We start from the raw sequence: 17,341 nt of genomic DNA on the forward strand, positions 1-17,341 counted from the left end.
ACGCCGGGCCGACCTCCACGCCGCAGCAGCCGCGGATCGCGGGGTCACGGCATCCCTCCACGCAACTCCGGCGATCTCGGATACCCGCGGCGTTTCGACTTCGGGCGCCAGAGCGCCCTCCGCTCAACGAGCGGTGCATCGACCTCCCTCCCGCTCGTTGAGCGAGCGAGGAACGAGCGAGTCGAAACGCCCCAACGCGGCCGCAACGCCGGGCCGACCTCCACCCCGCAGCAGCCGCGGATCGCGGGGTCACGGCATCCCTCCACGCAACTCCGGCGATCTCGGATACCCGCGGCGTTTCGACTTCGGGCGCCAGAGCGCCCTCCGCTCAACGAGCGGTGCTTTCACCGCCCTCCCGCTCGTTGAGCGAGCGAGGAACGAGCGAGTCGAAACGCCCCAACGCGGCCGCAACGCCGGGCCGACCTCCACCCCGCAGCAGCCGCGGATCGCGGGGTCACGGCATCCCTCCACGCAACTCCGGCGATCTCGGATACCCGCGGCGTTTCGACTTCGGGCGCCAGAGCGCCCTCCGCTCAACGAGCGGTGCTTTCACCGCCCTCCCGCTCGTTGAGCGAGCGAGGAACGAGCGAGTCGAAACGCCCCAACGCGGCCGCAACGCCGGGCCGACCTCCACGCCGCAGCAGCCGCGGATCGCGGGCTGCGGCATCCCTTCACGCTACTCCGCGAGCTCGACGTCCTCCGGAAGCTCGGGCTCGCCGCCGCGGCGTGCGGGCTTCAGCAGGAGCGCGCGGATCGCGGACTCACCCGTCTTGGAGAGGTCGAGGAGGTGTCCGTCGCCGTACCGGACGAAGACGCGAGGGTCGATGTACGAGCCGCGCGCGACCGACGGGGTGTTGCCGAGGGCCTCGGCGGTCGCGCGCACGGCGAGCACCTCGGCGCGCTTGCGCTCGGTCTTGGTGTCTGCGGTGCCGATGCGCGCGAGCGCCTCGGCGGCGAGGATCGTGCCGCGGAGCGTCCGGAAGTCTTTGGCGGTGAACTTGCCGCCGGTGAGCGACCGGACGTAGGCATTCACCTCGGCAGGGGTCAGCGGCACCCGCCTGCTCCCGCGCTGCCACGCGAGCAACGGCGAGCGTGGCCGCCCCGTCGCGAGGAGTTCGATCGCCGCGGCGAGCTCGGCGTCGTCGAGCTCCAGCAGCTGGTGCTTGCCGCTCTTGCCGGGAAAGGCGAAGGTGATGACGGATGCCGCGACCGCGGCATCTCGTCGCTGCAGGGTCGTGAGACCGCGGCTGCCGTGTGCGGCGAAGTAGCGCTCCGAGCCGATGCGCGGCGCGGCCTCGTCGAGGAGCCGGAATGCGACGGCGAGCACGCGTTCGCGGTCGAGGGCTTCGCGGCGCAACGACGTCGTCACCCGGGCGCGGGCGCGCGGCAGCGCCTCGGCGAGGGCCAGCGCCCGCGCGAACTTGCCGCGGTCGCGGCCGGCGGTCCAGGTGGGGTGATAGACGTACTGCCTGCGGCCGGCGTCGTCGACGCCCACCGCTTGAATGTGCCCGTCGGGGCGCGTGCTGATCCACACGTCCTGCCAGGCGGGCGGGATCACCAGCGCCTGGATGCGTGCGAGGTGGCGGGATCCGGGCGGGCGCCCCTTGGCGTCGACGTACCGGAAGCCCGACCCGGAGCGCAGCCGGCGGAAGCCGGGGTCCTCGTAGGGACGGACTCGGACGAGCTTCGGCATCGGTTCACGCTACCGAAATCGCCGGGTCGGCCGACGGGCTCGGGTTACCCGCCGGCCGAGTCTCCCCCGACGTCAGTGGTTGCGGATCATCGAGATGAGCTCGGACTTCTTCTTGCCCGAGTACCCCTTGAGACCCAGCTCCTTCGCGCGCTCGCGCAGCTCCGGAACGGTGCGATCGTCGTAGTCCTTGGCGTTGCCGCCGCGTTTGCCGACCTGCTTCCGGCCCTGGCTCGCGGCGGCGTTCGAGATGCGCGCGGCCTTCTCCTTCGAGGCGCCGTCCTTGCGGAGCTCCTCGTACATGTCGCGATCCTTCAAGTTCGATCCACGTCCTGCGGGCATCGCTTCCTCCTTCCCTGGTCGCTCCCGCCGCAGCGGGTGCGGGTTTCACAGGCCCTTGCCCCCGGTGACCGGGAGGATCGCCCCGGAGGTGTACGACGCCGCGTCGCTCGCGAGGTACACGTACGCGCCGGCGAGCTCGGCGGGCTGACCTGCACGGCCCAGCGGCGTGTCCTGTCCGAACGTGGCGAGGCGCTCAGCATCCCATCCCGTCGCGGGGATGAGGGGGGTCCAGATGGGTCCCGGCGCGACGCCGTTCACGCGGATCCCCTTCTCGCCGAGCTCTTCGGCGAGCGCCTTGACGAACGCGACCTGCGCCGCCTTCGTCATCGCGTAGTCAATGAGTCCGGGCGAGGGGTTGAACGCCTGGATCGACGTCGTGACGATGATCGACGCCCCGGGCTTCAGGCGAGGGATCGCGGCGCGGGCGGTGAAGATCTGCGCGAAGAGGTTGGTGCGGAACACCCGCTCCATCTCCTCGGTCTCGAGCTTGTCGAGGCCCTCGCGGTCCTTCTGGTACGCCGCGTTGAGCACGAGAACGTCGAGCCCGCCGAACTCGTCGACGGCGCGCTCGACGATCTCGGCGCAGAAGCCCTCGTCACGCAGGTCGCCCTCGAGCGGCAGCGCGCGCGCACCGCTCTCGGTGATCCAGCGGGCGGTGTCTTCCGCGTCCTCCTGCTCCTCAGGCATGTAGGTCAGTGCGACGTCCGCTCCTTCGCGCGCGAACGCGATGGCGACGGCCCGGCCGATGCCGGAGTCGCCGCCCGTGATGAGGGCGCGGCGGCCGTCCAGGCGCTGCGCTCCCCGATACGTCTCTTCGCCGTGATCGGGTTCGGGACGGGTCTCGTCGGTGAGTCCCGGCTGGTCCTGCTGCTGCGCGGGGAAGCCGTCCTCGTGGTGAGCGGTCGTCGGATCGGTCGCGGATGTGCTCATACCGCGAAGCTACGGACGCGGCCATGAACCCTCATGGGGGTTGACAGCGCCCGCCCGACCGCCCTACACGCAGCGCTGTGCCCCGGCGTATCACCGGAAAACCGGCGTCGTCAAGCCCCTACGGACGCCGCCCCGCGGGTGCCACTGTCGATATGTGCCCTCGTGGCACGCGATGCATCACATGCATCGACGACGAAGAAGGAGAAGCTCCTATGAACCTCGCCCTGATCATCATCATCGTCGTCGCGATCATTCTTGCGATCGTCGGCGGCCTCAATTCGGCGCTGAGCTGGCTGCTGTGGGTGGCCATCATCGTCGGAGTCATCGCCCTGATCGCCTTCCTGTTCCGAGTCATCAGCGGCGGACGAGGCACCTGACCCCTGCACCACAGGATCAGTTGACGGACGGATGCCGCGGCCACTCGTGGCCGCGGCATCCGTCCGTCTTCTGCGTGAGTGCCGGATTACTACAGGTTCGCCTCCGCGTACACGCGGAGCGCATCGCGCACGAACTCGGCGCCGTGCGTGCCGCCCTGGCTCGTCGCGTAGTTCGCCCCGAAGCGCGGGTCGGCGACATACATCTCGCCGAGGCCGATCACGTAGCCCTTCACGTCGCCGCCGGGCGCCGCCGCCGGGGTTCCTGGGATGCCCGCCAGCCACTCGACGTGCCGCTCCGCGACCGCCTGGGCCTCGTCGCTGTCGGGGGCCATCCCGGATTCCGCGGCCGCGATCCAGTCACGGCCGAGGTCCGAGGCGCGCTGCTGCCACGCCGCCTTCTCATCGGCGCTCATCGAGCGCCACCAGCGGTCGCCGTCGGCGTACGCCTTCTCGCCCCAGCGCTGTTCGACCTCGTCCTTGTACTGCGTGTGGTCGAAGCCGTCGAACATGTTCTCTGCCATCAGTCGTTCACCTCCTCTCACTGCACTGATCGTGTTCTCGACCGACGCGATCTGCCGCGCCAGCCGGTCCTGCTCCTGTCGCAGCCATGCCAGGTGCGCCTCGAGGGCAGGCACCTCCCCGGTCTCACGCTCGATCACCGCCGCGATCTGCGGCAGCCCGAGCCCGAGCTGGCGCAGCAGCAGGATGCGCTGCAGCCGCACGAGCGCGGCCTGGCCGTAGTACCGGTAGCCGTTATGGCCGATGCGCGACGGCACGAGCAGGCCGATGTCGTCGTAGTGGCGGAGCGTCCGACTCGTGGTGCCGGCGAGCTTCGCGATCTGCTGGATCGACCACTCCTGCTCCTCTTCCATGCGACCTCCTTCCTGTCTCGTCGTCGCTGACCACGCTAAAGGTTGACGTCGCGTCAAGGTCAAGGGGCGGCATCCGTGTTGCCCCGCGTTTGGGGCGCGTCACGTGCATGCGGGGCGCGCGCCGGCCGCCCCGAGCGTTCGCCGCGCGCCCCAAACCCGGAGGAACCTGTGGAGTGCGATCGGAGACTTGCCAGAGACGCGATATATCGTGTTACTCTCGAACCACGCGATATATCGCGATATGGATCACCCCTAGAGAAACCGCAGGAGAAGCAGTCATGACCCTGGAGAAGTGGATCATCCACCCGGGCGAGACACGCGTCATCGACATCGAGACCGTGCGCACGCTCAAGATCGGCCTCGTCGGCGGACAGGTCGACGTGATCGCCCACGACGAGCCCGGCATCCGCATCGAGGTCCACGGCGTCACCGTCAAGGACCTCCGTATCGAGGTCGCCGACGACCACGTCGAGATCGACCACCCGCAGCTGCGCTGGGACAACTTCCTCGAGGTGTTCCGCAACTTCGGCACCTCTGGCCCCAAGGCCGAGATCAGCGTCGCGGTCCCCCGCGACGTCGCTCTCACCCTCGGCGTCGTCAGCGCGAGCGCCCTCGTCTCGGGCCTGCAGGCCGGCGCCTCGCTCAACACCGTGTCCGGCGACATCATCGTCGACGGCCTCACCGGCGACCTCTCGGTCAACGCCGTCTCGGGCGACGTGCAGGTGCGCGAACTCGTCGGAGCCCTCAACGCCAACAGCGTCTCGGGCGACGTGGCCGCCACCGGCGTCATCCGCAAGGCCACCATCGACACCGTCTCGGGCTCCGTGCTCGTCGACTCGACCGGCGACATGCTGTCGGTCGGCCTCAACACCGTCAGCGGCACCTCGACCGTGCGCCTCGACGAGGGGCACCCCGCCAACTACGTCATCCGCAGCGTCAGCGGCCGCGTCCAGGTCGACGGCGTCGTGCGCTCCGGCAACGGCACCGGCCCGACCACCAACTACTCCGGCTCGGTCGGCGAGCTCAGCGGCAGCTTCGCCGACGTGCGCGCCCACAGCGTGTCGGGCGACATCACCGTGCTGCGCCGCGCGGCTCCTCCGGTGACGGATGCTGCGCCCCCGGCCTCCGTCGATGCTCCGGCGTCTGCGCCAGCTGATGCCGGCCCGTCGGCCGAGGCCGCCGGCGTCGACGAAGAGGAGTGGTGAACGCCATGGCCCCCGTTTTCTCGCACGGCGACCTGCGCCTGTACCTGCTGAACCTGCTCGATGAAGGGCCGCGCCACGGCTACGACATCATGCAGGCCCTGTCGGACCGCACCGGGGGAACCTACACCCCCAGCGCCGGCACCATCTATCCGCGTCTGGCGAAGCTCGAAGAGGAGGGCCTCGTGACCAAGACCGTCGACGGTCGCAAGACCGTGTACGCGATCACGGAGGCCGGCCACGCCGAGGTGCAGTCGCGCGCGGGCGAGCTCGAGGGCATCGAGGCCGGCCTCGCCGACTCGGTGCGGCTCATCGCCGACGAAGTGCGCGGAAGCGTCCGGGAGGCGATGAAGAGCCTCCGCGCCGACCTCGCCGCCGCGTCGCGCGACGAGCGCGAGTCCACGCCGCAGCCCTCACGCGAGGACGACCCCCGCGTGCGCAGCCGCGAGCAGGTGCAGCGCGTCGACGCCCTCGTGAACGAGTTCCGCGCGAACGTGCGCGGCGACGTCCGCGTCCACGTCGCCCGCGGGGGCGAGCTCGCCGCCGCGGTGGTCGACCAGCTCGCCGGCGAGCTCGACCGTGTGGCGCGCGACGTGACACGCGCGCTGCGCGGCTGAGCCGCAGCATCCGATGTTCGAAACGCTCTGGGCTTGCTCGCAAGCGCAGGGCGTTTCGACTCGCTCGTTCCTCGCTCGCTCAACGACCGGAAGGCCGGGCGGCCGGCGCCTCAACCTCGCTCGTTGAGCGACCGGAAGGCCGGGCGGCCGGCGCCTCAACCTCGCTCGTTGAGCGAAGGGCGCTCTGGCGCCCGCAGCCGAAACGCCTCGGGCTTCCGAGAAAGCGCGGGTCAGGCGGGCCAGATCTCCTCGTCGTCGGGAACCGGCTCGCCGAGCGGCACGATCAGGATCGGTCGGTGCTGCCGGTGCGCGAGGCGCGCGCCGACCGAGCCGGTGAAGAACTCGCGGACCGACTCGCCGAAGCCGCGCTTGCGGGTGCCGACGACGATGAGGCGCGCGTCGATCTCGTCGGCGAAGTGCTTGATGGCCATCGCGGGGTCGCCGACGAGCTGACGCACCGTCCATTCGGGCCCGGTGTCGCCCACGACGGATGCTGCGGCATCCTGCACCTTCGCGAGGTCCCCTTCGCCGGCGGCGATGTTGATGTCGAGGGGTGCGGAGTGGACGTACCCGTCGGGGTCCTCGTAGGTGACGAAGCGCGTGACGTCGACGTGCACGACCACGAGCGGTGCCTGGAAGAGCTTGGCGTAGCGGGCCGCCTCCTTCAGGACGCGCGGCGACTGGTCGGGGATGACCCCCGCGATCACCGCCCCGTGCAGGCTCTCGTCTTTCCTCGCATCGCCTTCCGGCTCGGATGCCTCGTCGGTCATATGTCCGCGCTCCTCCTCCACCGGTGGCGTCGGAACCGCCGGGGTTCGGGGGCTCCGTGTTATCCTGAATGCTACTCTTACCGGTTCGAAGCCGGATTCGTGAATGCCCGGGTTTGCGCGGCTGACAGCCCGCAGAATAGCCCGCGATCCTAAATGAGGGGGTCTCGCATGGGGCGTGGCCGTCAGAAGGCGAAGCACACCAAGATCGCCCGAGAGCTGAAGTACGACACGTACAGCGTGAACTACTCGGCACTCGAGCGCGAGCTCGGTCACCACAGTGAAGACGAGTACGTCGACAAGTGGGCCGACCAGTACAGCGACGAAGACGAGGACGAGACCTCACCGCTCTCGTCGTCGCAGGCGTAATACCCCGCACGTCGGCCGCCGTTTCGGCGGCCTGACCGATGTTCGTCGACCCTCGATGCCTTCCAGGCCTCGCGTGACTCACCGGTCCCCCCGGTGGCCTCACCAGGTGCCGTGGCGTCGCTCCCAGTCGTCCTCGACGGTGTGAGGGCGGGCGGCGACGACACCCGCGGGGATCGCTGCCGCGACGACGATCGCGAGCGCGATGAGCGGACCGGTCCACGAGTCCGTCGCCTCGTGCAGCAGGCCGACGCCGACCGGGAACAGCGCGGCGATCGCGTAGCCGCCGCTCTGCACGAACCCGCTGAGGGCGACCGAGCCCTCATGCGTGCGTGTGCGCAGGCCGAGGAGCACGAGGACCATCGGGAACAGCATGGGCGCGATCCCGAGCAGTACGACCCACAGCCACGGCGCCGCCGTGGGCGCGAAGAGGAAGCCTGCGATGCCCGCGAGCCCGCACGCGACCGCGACGCCGAACAGCAGTCGCGTCGCGTTCCAGCGCGTGACCAGCAGCGGCACCACGAGGGATGCCGGCAGGCCCATGAACCCGAAGAGCGACAGCAGCGCACCCGCCGTGGCCGGAGCCACGCCGGAGATGTCGACCAGCAGCCTCGGCATCCACGCGAACATCGTGTAGGCGATGATGCTCGACATCGCGAACGCGACGAGCAGCGCCCAGGCGAGCGGAACCCGCCACATGCGGCCGAACGCCTGAGGACTCGGCATGTCGTCGTCATCGTCCTTCTCGGCTTGCGCGGCTCGGTGGCGCAGCGACAGACCGATCCATGGAATCATCGCCACCAGGCCGAACACGGCCCACAAGCCCAGCGAGAAGTGCCAGTCCGCGGCATCCGCCATCGGAACCGCGATGAGGGGCGGCACGAAGGTCGCCGCAGCCATCGTGGTCGAGAAGATGGTCGTCATCAGCCCGATGCGATCGGGGAAGTAGCGCTTCACCAGCGGCGGGAGCAGGATGTTGCCCGTGCCGACGGCGGCGAACACCAGCGCGGTGCCGGCGAGCAGCAGTCCCCAGCTCGGCGCGAAGCTGCGCGCGACGAGTCCGAGCGTCACGACCGCCATCGCCGCGACCGCGAGGCGTTCGAGCCCGAAGCGGCGCTCGAGCGCCGGCGTCAGCAGGCCGAAGATCGCGAAGCACACCGGCGGCGCCGTGCCGATGAGCCCGATCACCGCCGGCGGGACGGCGAAGTCCGCCACGATGTGGTCGTACAGCGGCGACAGCGAGGCCACGGCCGACCGCAGCGAGAACGCGAACAGCACGATGCCGACGAGCGCGAGGGTCCTCCCCTGCCAGAGCGGGCGGGCAGGAGACGAATTCACTCGTCCAAGCCTATGCGCGCGAGCGGATGCCCCGGCCCTGCGCGGGCGGCCGGAGGGTCAGGACTCCTGGGAGCCCTCCACCCACGCGAGGTACTCGTCGGTGACCGTGCCGGTGATGTAGCGGCCGTCGAAGCAGCTCATGTCGAGGTCCTCCACATCGGAGCCTTCGAGGATCGCCGCCTTGAGGTCCTCGACCTCCTGGTAGACGACGAAGTCGGCGCCGAGCTCCTCGGCGATCTCGGGGATCGTGCGGCCGTGGGCCACCAGCTCGTGACGAGACGGCATGTTGATGCCGTAGACGTGCGGGTAGCGCACGGGCGGCGCGGCCGAGGCGAACGTGACGCTCTTGGCCCCGGCATCCCGTGCCATCTGGATGATCTCCTTCGACGTCGTGCCGCGCACGATGGAGTCGTCGATGAGGAGCACGTTCTTGCCCTTGAACTCGCTCGACATGGCGTTGAGCTTCTGGCGCACGCTGCGCTTGCGGGCGGCCTGACCGGGCATGATGAACGTTCGGCCGACGTAGCGGTTCTTGTAGAAGCCCTCGCGGTACTCGACGCCGAGCTTGCGTGCGACCTGCATGGCGGCGGGGCGCGACGAGTCGGGGATCGGCATCACGACGTCGATCGCCTCCTTCGGCGTGTACTTCGCGATCGTGTCGGCGAGCCGGTCACCCATGCGCAGGCGCGCCTCGTAGACCGAGATGCCGTTCATCACCGAGTCGGGGCGGGCGAGGTACACGTACTCGAACGAGCACGGCACGAGCTGCGCATCGGTGGCGCACTGCTTCGTGTGGAGGTTGCCCTCGAGATCGATGAAGACGGCCTCGCCCGGATCGACGTCGCGCACGACCTCGAACTCGCCGTTCTCGAGCACGAGCGACTCGCTCGTGACCACCCACTCGTAGTGGCCGTCCTCGTGCTTGCGCGTGCCGAGGATGAGGGGACGGATGCCGAAGGGATCACGGAATGCGAGAAGGCCGTAACCCGCGATCAGCGCGATCGCCGCGTACGAGCCCTCGACGCGCTCGTGCACGCGCGTCACCGCATGGAACACCTGCGCCGGGTCGAGCTCGAGGCCCGAGATCGACGACTGCAGCTCGTTCGCGAGCACGTTGACGAGCAGCTCGGTGTCGGACGACGTGTTGAGGTGGCGGCGGTCCTTGTGGAAGAGCTCCTGCGTGAGCTCGCGGGTGTTCGTGAGGTTGCCGTTGTGCACCAGGACGATGCCGTAGGGCGCGTTCACGTAGAACGGCTGCGCCTCTTCTTCGTTCGACGCGGTGCCCTTGGTCGCGTAGCGCACATGACCGAGGCCGATCTCGCCGAGGAGCGCGCGCATGTCGCGCGTGCGGAACGACTCCCGCACCTGGCCGCGCGTCTTGTGCTGGTGCACGACGCCGTTGCGCTCGGCGGTGGCGATGCCCGTGGAGTCCTGGCCGCGGTGCTGCAGGAGGAGGAGGGAGTCGTAGATCTCCTGGTTGACGGACCTGCGGCCCACCATTCCGACGATTCCGCACATGGGTGTTGCCTGCTCCTGCTGTTTCTGATCCGGCTCAGCGAGCCGCGTGGTCTGCGTAGGCACCGACGAGGCGGACCGCGCCGCCGTCGACGCCCTTGGCGCCCTGCTCCCAGTGACCGCCGGCGGGGCGGTCGCCGGTGTGCACGACACCCACCTGCCACGTCGCGATGCCTTCACGGGAGAGAGCGGATGCTGCGGCCTCGGCCTTGTCGGCCGAAGCGACCGCGAGGAAGCCGATGCCGAGATTCCAGGTGCCCTCGGTCGCCTCGAGCTCGAGGTCGCCGAGGTCGGCGAGGACGCGGAACACCGGGGACGGCGACCACGTGGAACGGTCGACCTCGACCCACGTGCCCTGCGGCAGCACGCGTGCGAGGTTCGCGGCGATGCCCCCACCGGTGACGTGGCTCAGGGAATGGACGGCGTCGCCGGTCTCGGTGATGAGTCGCAGCAGCGGCAGCGTGTAGAGGCGGGTCGGCTCGAGCAGCGCCTCGCCCCACGTGGTGCCGAAGTCGGCGGCGTTGTCGCCGTACTGGATGCCGGAGCCGGCGACGATGTGGCGCACCAGCGAGTAGCCGTTGGAGTGAAGGCCCGAGCTCGCGAGCGCCAGGACGACGTCGCCCTCGCGTACCCGCTCGGCGCCCAGCACGCGCGACGCCTCGACGATGCCGGTCGCGGCGCCCGCGACGTCGTAGTCGCTGATGCCCAGAAGGCCCGGGTGCTCGGCGGTCTCGCCGCCGACGAGGGCGGTGCCGGTGGCCGAGCAGCCGTCGGCGATGCCGCGGACGATGTCGGCGATGCGCTCGGGGAAGACCTTGCCGCACGCGATGTAGTCGGTCATGAACAGCGGCTTCGCGCCGACCACGACGATGTCGTCGACGACCATGCCGACGAGGTCCTGACCGATCGTGTCGTGCTTGTCGATGGCCTGGGCGATGGCGACCTTCGTGCCGACGCCGTCGGTGCTGGTGGCCAGCAGCGGCTTGTCGTAGGCCTTGAAAGCGGTCGCGTCGAAGAGTCCGGCGAAGCCGCCGACGCCGCCGAGCACCTCCGGTCCGTGGGTGCGTCGCACCGCCGACTTCATCAGCTCGACGGCGAGGTCGCCGGCGGCGGTGTCGACGCCCGCAGCCCGGTACGGGTTCACAGGCTGTTCGGGGCGGGAGGGGGCATCGCGTTCGGATGAGGCCACGGCTACCAGCCTACCGGCGACACACCTGGACGGATGCCGGGCGCCATCGCTGTTACGGCGGCCGCAGCATCCGTCCTCGCTTCTGGCCCGGCCCGCCGCGACGTCCCTGCCCGGATCTACAATTGCCGCATGGGCGGCGCCGGTGCTCCGGAATGGCTGATCCGCGAAGACGCCGGTCAGCCGGTTCTTCTCGCCCTCTACCTGCGCCAGGTGCTCGGCATCCGTTCTCCGGAGGAGCTGCCGCACCTGCGCGGCATCCCTCCCCGCGCGAATAATCGGTCCGAAGAAGCGCAGGCGCTGCTCGAACGGCAGTGGCGCGAATTCTGGGCGATGACCGTGGAGCCGCAGGCGCACCCGTCGCCGGTCCCCCTCGATCTGGTCGACGGCTTCGACACCGCGCTGGCCCTGCCCATCGAGGGCTGCGAGGATCTGCGGGCGGCGTTCGAGCCGCACGCGGTCGAGGCGCTGGCTTTCGCGCAGTCCGCGAACGCCCGGTACCGCAAAGAGGCGTCGCACAGCACGGGCACCGCGTACCGCGCCTATGCGGGGGCGATCGCCGAACACGAGCGACAGGTCGGCCGCCGGGCGCACTCGTTCGAGCTCAACGTGCAGGTGCTGCCGTTGAATCAGCGGGGCGTGTGGTGGATCGGCTCGCTCACGGTCGCCGTCACCGACGGACTGCGGGGGGATGTCGCGGCCTTCGACGCCGCGATCCACCCGATCATCGCCGAGCTCGCGTAGACCGCGGGTCAGTGGGCCGGGCCGTGGCCGTTCGTGCCGGGCTCGGGGTCGACGTGCACCTGCTCGTGGTCGACGGCGACCTGCTGCGTGCGGCGCCGTGACCGGCGGTCGAGGATCAGCGCGAGGATGCCGCCGAGGGCGAGGCCGATGGGCGCGCAGATGAGCGCCAGGAAGCCGAACACCTGGGCCTGCGAGTACAGGACGCCGGTGTTGGGGCTCACTTCGGCCGTGCCGTTGAAGGCGAACGTGAGGATCATCGCCACGAAGACGCCGATCAGTGCCCCGACGATCAGGAAGACCGAGATCTTGGGTGCGCGTCGCACGCGCACGGTCTCGATGCGGTCCTGGCTGTGCTCGGGCATGTACCCATTGTCCCACCCGGCGAGCGGATCGCGCCCACGCGGATGGCGGACGATCCGGACCACTGCGAGGGACGCGGTGTGCGCCGTTGATCCGACGAAACGGCACTGGCCAGGCGTCAGGGGCGCAGGGGCAGGAGGTCGGAGATGTCGGCGCGCGTGCCCGAGGCGCTGATGCGACCTGCGGCGGCAGCATCCGTCCACTGCACCGTCCCGGTCGCGAGCGCGATCCACGTCGCGGGGTCGGTCTCGACGACGTTGGGCGGCGTGCCGCGCGTGTGCCGCGGCCCCTCGACCACCTGCACCGCGCCGAACGGCGGCACCCGGACCTCGACCGAGTTGCCCGGCGCCTTCTCGGCGAGCAGCTGCAGCAGATAGCGCACCGCCGTCGCGTTGTCGGTGCGGGCGGGCGGGAGGGATGCCGCGTCCGCCGCCGCGACCGCGCTCAGGGCCGCGCGGCCGTCGTCGGTCGAGATCTTGCGGGCCACGTCACCCACGCTACGCGTGAAGACTCCGGACAGGAGGCGCCGATCCGGCGGCCCGAGGCCCAGAGCACGTCGATTCCGCCCGGAGTCTTGACGCGAATGCCCCCGGTCCCCGCCCGAGTGCGTCGAAAAATCAGGAAGCACGCGGGCTCAGGCCTCTTCTCGGGGCCTGTTCTCGGCATCTCTCCTGAATCCTCGACCGCCGAAACGCCGCGAAGGGCCGCCGGTAGGCTGGAGGCGTGAAGATCCTGGTTCTCGGCTCGGGCGCGCGGGAGCACGCCATCATCCTGGCGCTGCGGTCGGAGGAGGCCGAGCACGAGATCTTCGCAGCCCCCGGCAACGCGGGCATCGGGCAGGACGCGCAGCTCGTCGCCCTCGACCAGAACGACCCCGCGGCCGTCAGCCAGTTCGCGATCGACCACGACATCGCCCTCGTCGTGATCGGCCCCGAGGCCCCGTTGGTCGCGGGCGTCGCCGATGCGGTGCGCAAGCGCGGCATCCCGGCGTTCGGGCCCGGCAAGGAGGCCGCGCAGCTCGAGGGCTCCAAGACGTTCGCCAAGCGGATCATGGAGGCCGCCGGCGTTCCGACCGGCCGCGCCGTGCGCGCGCACACGCGCGCCGAGGCCGAGGCCGCGCTCGACGAGCTCGGCGCTCCGCACGTCGTCAAGGCCGACGGGCTCGCCGCCGGCAAGGGGGTCATCGTCACCTCCGACCGCGAGGCCGCGCTGGCGCACGCCGACGAGTACCTGCCGTCCGGCGCGGTGCTGATCGAGGAGTTCCTGTCGGGCCCCGAGGTCTCGCTCTTCTTCCTCAGCGACGGCGACCACGTGCTGCCGCTCAGCCCCGCCCAGGACTACAAGCGCCTGCTCGACGGCGACGAGGGCCCCAACACCGGCGGCATGGGCGCGTACTCCCCCCTCCCCTGGCTCGACGGCAGGTTCGGCAGCGAGCGCGAGTTCGTGGAGCTCGTCACGCGCGACATCGCCGAGCCCGTCATCCGTCAATTGGATGCTGAAGGCACGCCGTTCATCGGACTCCTCTACGCCGGTCTCATCCTGACCGACGACGGCGTCAAGGTCATCGAGTTCAACGCCCGCTTCGGCGACCCCGAAACCCAAGTCGTGCTGCCCCGGCTCGTCGACCCGCTGTCGGAACTGCTGCTGGCCGCAGCATCCGGTCGCCTGGAGGATCTCCCTCTCCCCGCCTTCGCGAACGACGTCGCCGTGACGGTCGTGCTCGCGAGCGAGGGCTACCCGGCGTCGCCCGTGACCGGTCGCGCGCTCACGAACCTGCGAGAGGCCGAGGCGATCGATGGGGTGCACCTCGCGCACGCCGCCACCGCCGAGACCGACGGCGGCCTTGTCGCCACCGGCGGCCGCGTGCTCAACGTCGTCGGCGTCGGCACCACGTTCGTCGAGGCCCGCGACCGCGCCTACCGCGCGCTCGGCGCGATCGGCCTCGAGGGCGGCCAGCACCGCACCGACATCGCCGCGCGCGTCGCCGAAGGGCTCTGACGCATGCGTCGGCGCGCAGCATCCGCCGCCTGCATCGCCCTGCTGCTGCTCGCCGGTGGAGCGATGTCGGCGTGCTCGGCGAGCGTCGACATCGAGGCCCCGGGCAAGGAGCTGATGGACCAGGCGCACCAGGCCGCGAACGAGGCCCTGGTCGCCGCTGCGACCACCGGGCTGCAGGCGCTGCAGGCGACCGGCGCGGTCACCGAGGACGCCGTGCGTGACGCGCTCGAGAAGGCCGGGGCGGCCGAGGTCGAGACGCGTGTCGTCGGCGACAGCCTGCTGTTCGGGGCAGAGGTCTCGGGCGGGTGCGTGTACGGCTCGGTCGGCGCCTCGGGCACCGTCTCCATCGACCTCGGCGGTGTGAACGCCCACGGAGGGTGCATCCGCGAGGAGTGACAGACCGCGGGTCGGCCGATCGGACGAGGCGTTTCGAGCCGGGCGGCCGAAGCAGCGCGGCATCCGTTGTCGGGAGCATGGGCACCATGACCACCGCCAACACCCTCCCGCGAGGCATCCGACGCCGACCCCAGTGGCTCGTCCCCGCCGGGCTCATCGCCCTGAGTCTCGTCCCGATCGTCGCGGGCTCGGCGCGTCTCACCCAGCTCACCACCGGCGCGACGGTCACGGACGACAACGCCCGCTTCTTCGACTCGCCGGTCCCGGTCGTCGCGCACATCATCGGCTCCAGCGTCTTCCTCGTGCTCGGGGCGCTCCAGTTCGCGCCGTCGCTGCGCCGTCGGCGCTGGCACCGCATCTCGGGGCGCATCGCCGCGCCCGCGGGCCTGGTCTCAGCCCTGTCGGCACTGTGGATGACCCTGTTCTACGACATGCCCGCATCCGTCACCGGTCCGGGCCTCGCGGCCGTGCGCATCGTGCTCGGCACGGCCATGGCCGCCGCGATCATCGTCGCGTTCGTCGCGATCCGACGCGGCGACGTGCGCACGCACAGCGCGTGGATGACGCGGGCCTACGCGATCGGCATGGGCGCGGGCACGCAGGTGCTCGTGTTCCTCCCGTACACGTTGCTCGTCGGCACCCCCGCGCCGATCACCCACACTCTGCTCATGACGGCCGGTTGGGTGATCAACCTCGTCGTGGCCGAGATCGCCATCCGGCGGCGCGCCGGGGCAGGACGCCGCCGCAGCAGCGCCCCGATGGCGGCGACCGGTGCCCGCCTATCATGAGGGCATGACGAGCCCGGTCCGCGCGCTCTGGGACGCGCCCGCGGCGGCTCCGGCGCCGCCTCGGCGGGTCTGGCGCGACTGGCTGCTCGTCGTCGCGATCCCGCTGCTCGCCGTGTTCGAGGCGTCCGTGCGCACCGACGTGCCGTGGCGCTGGCTGTGGGCGGTCGTGCTCATCGCGCTCGCGCCCACGCTGCTGTGGCGCCGGTCCCGCCCGTTCACCATGCTCGCGATCGCCTTCGCCGCAGGCACGACGGTCGGCCTTGCCACGGCCGGGGATCCGCAGCTGTACACGACGGCGTACTTCCTGATCCTGCTGTATGCGGCGTTCCGCTGGGGTTCCGGACGGGCGATGATCGCCAGCGGCGCGCTGGTCGTGATCGGGATGCTGCTCACTTTTCTCGCGACCCCGCCGGAGCTCGCCGACGTCATCGGCGGCGTGGCGGTGGCCGTGACGACGGGCACGCTGGGCCTCGCCGTTCGCTGGCGGCGTCGCGTCCGCACCCGCGAGCTCGAGCAGGTGCGGCTCCTCGAGCGCGAGCAGCTCGCCCGTGACCTGCACGACGCCGTCGCGCACCACGTGTCGGCGATCGCGATCCAGGCGCAGGCCGGCTCCGCCGTGGCTGCCACCGACCCGGGAGCGACGCTGCAGGTGCTGCATGCGATCGAGGCCGAGGCGACGCGGACGCTCCGCGAGATGCGTGCGATGGTGGGTGTGCTGCGTGCGCCCGACGATGCCCTCGCCCCGACGCCGGGGCTCGCCGAGATCCGCTCGCTGCAGGCGACGGATGCTGCGGCCCCGACGGTCGTCGTGCGCCTCGGCGGTGACCTCGACAGCGTGCCGCAGGCGGTCGCCGCCGCGGTGTTCCGGATCGCGCAGGAGGCCGTGACCAACGCGCGCCGCCATGCGCGGGACGCCACCCGCATCGAGGTGGCTGCCGACGTCGACGCTGACGGCGTGCGGCTCGAGGTCCGCGACGACGGCGTGGGCGCGGCATCCGTGACTCCCGGCTACGGGATCACCGGCATGCGCGAGCGTGCGGGGCTGCTGGGCGGGACGTGCGAGGCCGGGCCGGCGCCTGGTGGCGGCTGGGTCGTCGCGGCGCGACTTCCCAGGGCAGGATGGACGGCATGAGCGTGCGCGTACTGGTCGCCGACGACCAGGACCTGGTGCGGACGGGCCTGCGCATGATCCTGGACGCGCAGCCTGGTATCGAGGTCATCGGCGAGGCCGCGGACGGCGCCGAGGCGGTCGCGCGGGCGCGGAGCCTCCGGCCCGACGTCTGCCTTCTCGACATCCGCATGCCGGTGATGGACGGGCTCGCGGCGACCCGAGCCCTCGCTGGACCGGACGTCGCCGACGCCATCCCCGTCGTGGTGATCACGACGTTCGACCTCGACGAGTACGTCTACGAGGCGCTGCGCGCCGGCGCGCGCGGCTTCCTCCTGAAGGACGCGGGCGCGGTGCTGCTCGCCGAGGCCGTGCGCGCGGCGGCCCGCGGCGACGCGCTCATCGACCCCAACGTGACAGTACGGCTCATCGAGGCGTTCGCGGGAGCGACGCCCGAGCCCCCGACGCCGCCCTCGAGCCCGCTCACCGAGCGCGAGGAGGCGGTGCTCGCCGGCGTCGCACGCGGGCTCGGCAACAGCGAGATCGGCGAGGAGCTGCATGTCTCGCTCAGCACGGTGAAGACGCACCTCGCGAGCATCATGGCCAAACTCGGCGCCCGCAACCGCGTCGAACTCGCGATCTGGGCGCACGAGCGGGGGCGCGCGCGGCGGTGAGCCCACGCGCTCACGGACAGAACGCGGACGCCGGCGCCGCGTGATGGGGAGTCACGGGCGCCGGCGTCCAG

At 70.9% G+C, this 17,341-nt stretch carries 20 protein-coding genes; 10 read left to right on the forward strand and 10 right to left on the reverse strand.

Annotated features, from left to right (window positions below; genetic code table 11):
* Nucleotides 1-676: 676 nt before the first annotated feature.
* The 3 genes from MRBLWH7_RS13015 to MRBLWH7_RS13025 form a co-directional block, all read right to left on the reverse strand.
* The gene (locus tag MRBLWH7_RS13015) at nt 677-1,693 is read right to left on the reverse strand and encodes a DNA topoisomerase IB (protein WP_341995113.1); all 1,017 of its coding nucleotides are present in this window, start codon (nt 1,691-1,693) and stop codon (nt 677-679) included.
* A gap of 72 nt (nt 1,694-1,765) precedes the next feature.
* Nucleotides 1,766-2,032 carry a Rho termination factor N-terminal domain-containing protein gene (locus MRBLWH7_RS13020; RefSeq protein WP_341995116.1) on the reverse strand — a complete coding sequence of 89 codons (267 nt, stop codon included), beginning with the start codon at nt 2,030-2,032 and terminating at the stop codon, nt 1,766-1,768.
* A gap of 45 nt (nt 2,033-2,077) precedes the next feature.
* The gene (locus MRBLWH7_RS13025; RefSeq protein WP_341995118.1) at nt 2,078-2,962 is read right to left on the reverse strand and encodes an SDR family oxidoreductase; all 885 of its coding nucleotides are present in this window, start codon (nt 2,960-2,962) and stop codon (nt 2,078-2,080) included.
* Between the two features lie 212 nt (nt 2,963-3,174).
* On the opposite strand from MRBLWH7_RS13025, the gene MRBLWH7_RS13030 reads away from it, so the two are divergent.
* Nucleotides 3,175-3,339: a hypothetical protein gene (locus tag MRBLWH7_RS13030; RefSeq protein ID WP_181911764.1), complete on the forward strand. Its 165-nt coding sequence runs from the start codon at nt 3,175-3,177 to the stop codon at nt 3,337-3,339.
* Between the two features lie 89 nt (nt 3,340-3,428).
* On the opposite strand, the gene MRBLWH7_RS13035 is transcribed toward MRBLWH7_RS13030, so the two are convergent.
* The gene (locus tag MRBLWH7_RS13035) at nt 3,429-4,211 is read right to left on the reverse strand and encodes a MerR family transcriptional regulator (RefSeq protein WP_341995122.1); all 783 of its coding nucleotides are present in this window, start codon (nt 4,209-4,211) and stop codon (nt 3,429-3,431) included.
* A gap of 278 nt (nt 4,212-4,489) precedes the next feature.
* Between MRBLWH7_RS13035 and MRBLWH7_RS13040 the strand changes: the two genes are divergently transcribed.
* The gene (locus MRBLWH7_RS13040; protein ID WP_341995124.1) at nt 4,490-5,416 is read left to right on the forward strand and encodes a DUF4097 family beta strand repeat-containing protein; all 927 of its coding nucleotides are present in this window, start codon (nt 4,490-4,492) and stop codon (nt 5,414-5,416) included.
* A 5-nt stretch (nt 5,417-5,421) separates the two neighbouring features.
* A complete protein-coding gene (locus MRBLWH7_RS13045; RefSeq protein ID WP_341995126.1) occupies nt 5,422-6,030 on the forward strand; it encodes a PadR family transcriptional regulator in 609 nt (202 codons plus the stop codon).
* A gap of 230 nt (nt 6,031-6,260) precedes the next feature.
* Here the strand turns inward: MRBLWH7_RS13045 and MRBLWH7_RS13050 are convergent, their stop codons facing one another.
* A complete protein-coding gene (locus tag MRBLWH7_RS13050; protein WP_341995128.1) occupies nt 6,261-6,800 on the reverse strand; it encodes a universal stress protein in 540 nt (179 codons plus the stop codon).
* A gap of 168 nt (nt 6,801-6,968) precedes the next feature.
* Between MRBLWH7_RS13050 and MRBLWH7_RS13055 the strand changes: the two genes are divergently transcribed.
* Complete coding sequence (locus tag MRBLWH7_RS13055) at nt 6,969-7,166, forward strand: DUF3073 family protein (RefSeq protein WP_018173852.1); 198 nt, start codon at nt 6,969-6,971, stop codon at nt 7,164-7,166.
* A gap of 99 nt (nt 7,167-7,265) precedes the next feature.
* Here MRBLWH7_RS13055 and MRBLWH7_RS13060 read toward each other — a convergent pair whose 3' ends face one another.
* Genes MRBLWH7_RS13060 through purM form a run of 3 tightly spaced genes read right to left on the reverse strand, consistent with a single transcriptional unit; the run spans nt 7,266 to nt 11,205 of the window.
* Entirely contained in the window at nt 7,266-8,501 is a 1,236-nt protein-coding gene (locus MRBLWH7_RS13060; protein WP_341995131.1) for an MFS transporter, read from the reverse strand.
* Nucleotides 8,502-8,558: 57 nt separating this feature from the next.
* Nucleotides 8,559-10,019, reverse strand: a complete 1,461-nt coding sequence (purF, locus tag MRBLWH7_RS13065) for an amidophosphoribosyltransferase (RefSeq protein WP_341995132.1) — start codon at nt 10,017-10,019, stop codon at nt 8,559-8,561.
* 34 nt (nt 10,020-10,053) lie between these two features.
* The gene (gene purM / locus MRBLWH7_RS13070; RefSeq protein WP_341995133.1) at nt 10,054-11,205 is read right to left on the reverse strand and encodes a phosphoribosylformylglycinamidine cyclo-ligase; all 1,152 of its coding nucleotides are present in this window, start codon (nt 11,203-11,205) and stop codon (nt 10,054-10,056) included.
* A 129-nt stretch (nt 11,206-11,334) separates the two neighbouring features.
* On the opposite strand from purM, the gene MRBLWH7_RS13075 reads away from it, so the two are divergent.
* Nucleotides 11,335-11,946, forward strand: coding sequence for a zinc-binding alcohol dehydrogenase (locus tag MRBLWH7_RS13075; RefSeq protein ID WP_342002044.1), 612 nt, complete (start codon nt 11,335-11,337; stop codon nt 11,944-11,946).
* Nucleotides 11,947-11,954: 8 nt separating this feature from the next.
* On the opposite strand, the gene MRBLWH7_RS13080 is transcribed toward MRBLWH7_RS13075, so the two are convergent.
* Both MRBLWH7_RS13080 and MRBLWH7_RS13085 read right to left on the reverse strand, forming a co-directional pair.
* Complete coding sequence (locus tag MRBLWH7_RS13080; protein ID WP_341995134.1) at nt 11,955-12,308, reverse strand: potassium transporter Trk; 354 nt, start codon at nt 12,306-12,308, stop codon at nt 11,955-11,957.
* Nucleotides 12,309-12,424: 116 nt separating this feature from the next.
* On the reverse strand, nt 12,425-12,793 hold the full coding sequence (locus MRBLWH7_RS13085; protein ID WP_341995136.1) for a sterol carrier family protein: 369 nt from the start codon (nt 12,791-12,793) through the stop codon (nt 12,425-12,427).
* A gap of 236 nt (nt 12,794-13,029) precedes the next feature.
* Here MRBLWH7_RS13085 and purD point away from each other — a divergent pair, with 236 nt between their 5' ends.
* From purD to MRBLWH7_RS13110, 5 genes are all read left to right on the forward strand, one after another.
* Nucleotides 13,030-14,304, forward strand: coding sequence for a phosphoribosylamine--glycine ligase (purD, locus tag MRBLWH7_RS13090; RefSeq protein ID WP_341995139.1), 1,275 nt, complete (start codon nt 13,030-13,032; stop codon nt 14,302-14,304).
* A gap of 3 nt (nt 14,305-14,307) precedes the next feature.
* Nucleotides 14,308-14,700: a hypothetical protein gene (locus tag MRBLWH7_RS13095; RefSeq protein ID WP_341995141.1), complete on the forward strand. Its 393-nt coding sequence runs from the start codon at nt 14,308-14,310 to the stop codon at nt 14,698-14,700.
* Nucleotides 14,701-14,786: 86 nt separating this feature from the next.
* Nucleotides 14,787-15,488 carry a DUF2306 domain-containing protein gene (locus tag MRBLWH7_RS13100; protein WP_341995142.1) on the forward strand — a complete coding sequence of 234 codons (702 nt, stop codon included), beginning with the start codon at nt 14,787-14,789 and terminating at the stop codon, nt 15,486-15,488.
* 4 nt (nt 15,489-15,492) lie between these two features.
* Nucleotides 15,493-16,620 carry a histidine kinase gene (locus MRBLWH7_RS13105; protein ID WP_341995145.1) on the forward strand — a complete coding sequence of 376 codons (1,128 nt, stop codon included), beginning with the start codon at nt 15,493-15,495 and terminating at the stop codon, nt 16,618-16,620.
* Nucleotides 16,617-17,270: a response regulator transcription factor gene (locus MRBLWH7_RS13110; RefSeq protein WP_341995147.1), complete on the forward strand. Its 654-nt coding sequence runs from the start codon at nt 16,617-16,619 to the stop codon at nt 17,268-17,270. The genes MRBLWH7_RS13105 and MRBLWH7_RS13110 overlap by 4 nt, the downstream gene beginning before the upstream one ends.
* Nucleotides 17,271-17,341: the final 71 nt, after the last annotated feature.

Origin of the sequence: Microbacterium sp. LWH7-1.2 (assembly GCF_038397755.1) — a bacterium.
In the GTDB taxonomy this organism is placed as follows: Bacteria; Actinomycetota; Actinomycetes; order Actinomycetales; family Microbacteriaceae; genus Microbacterium.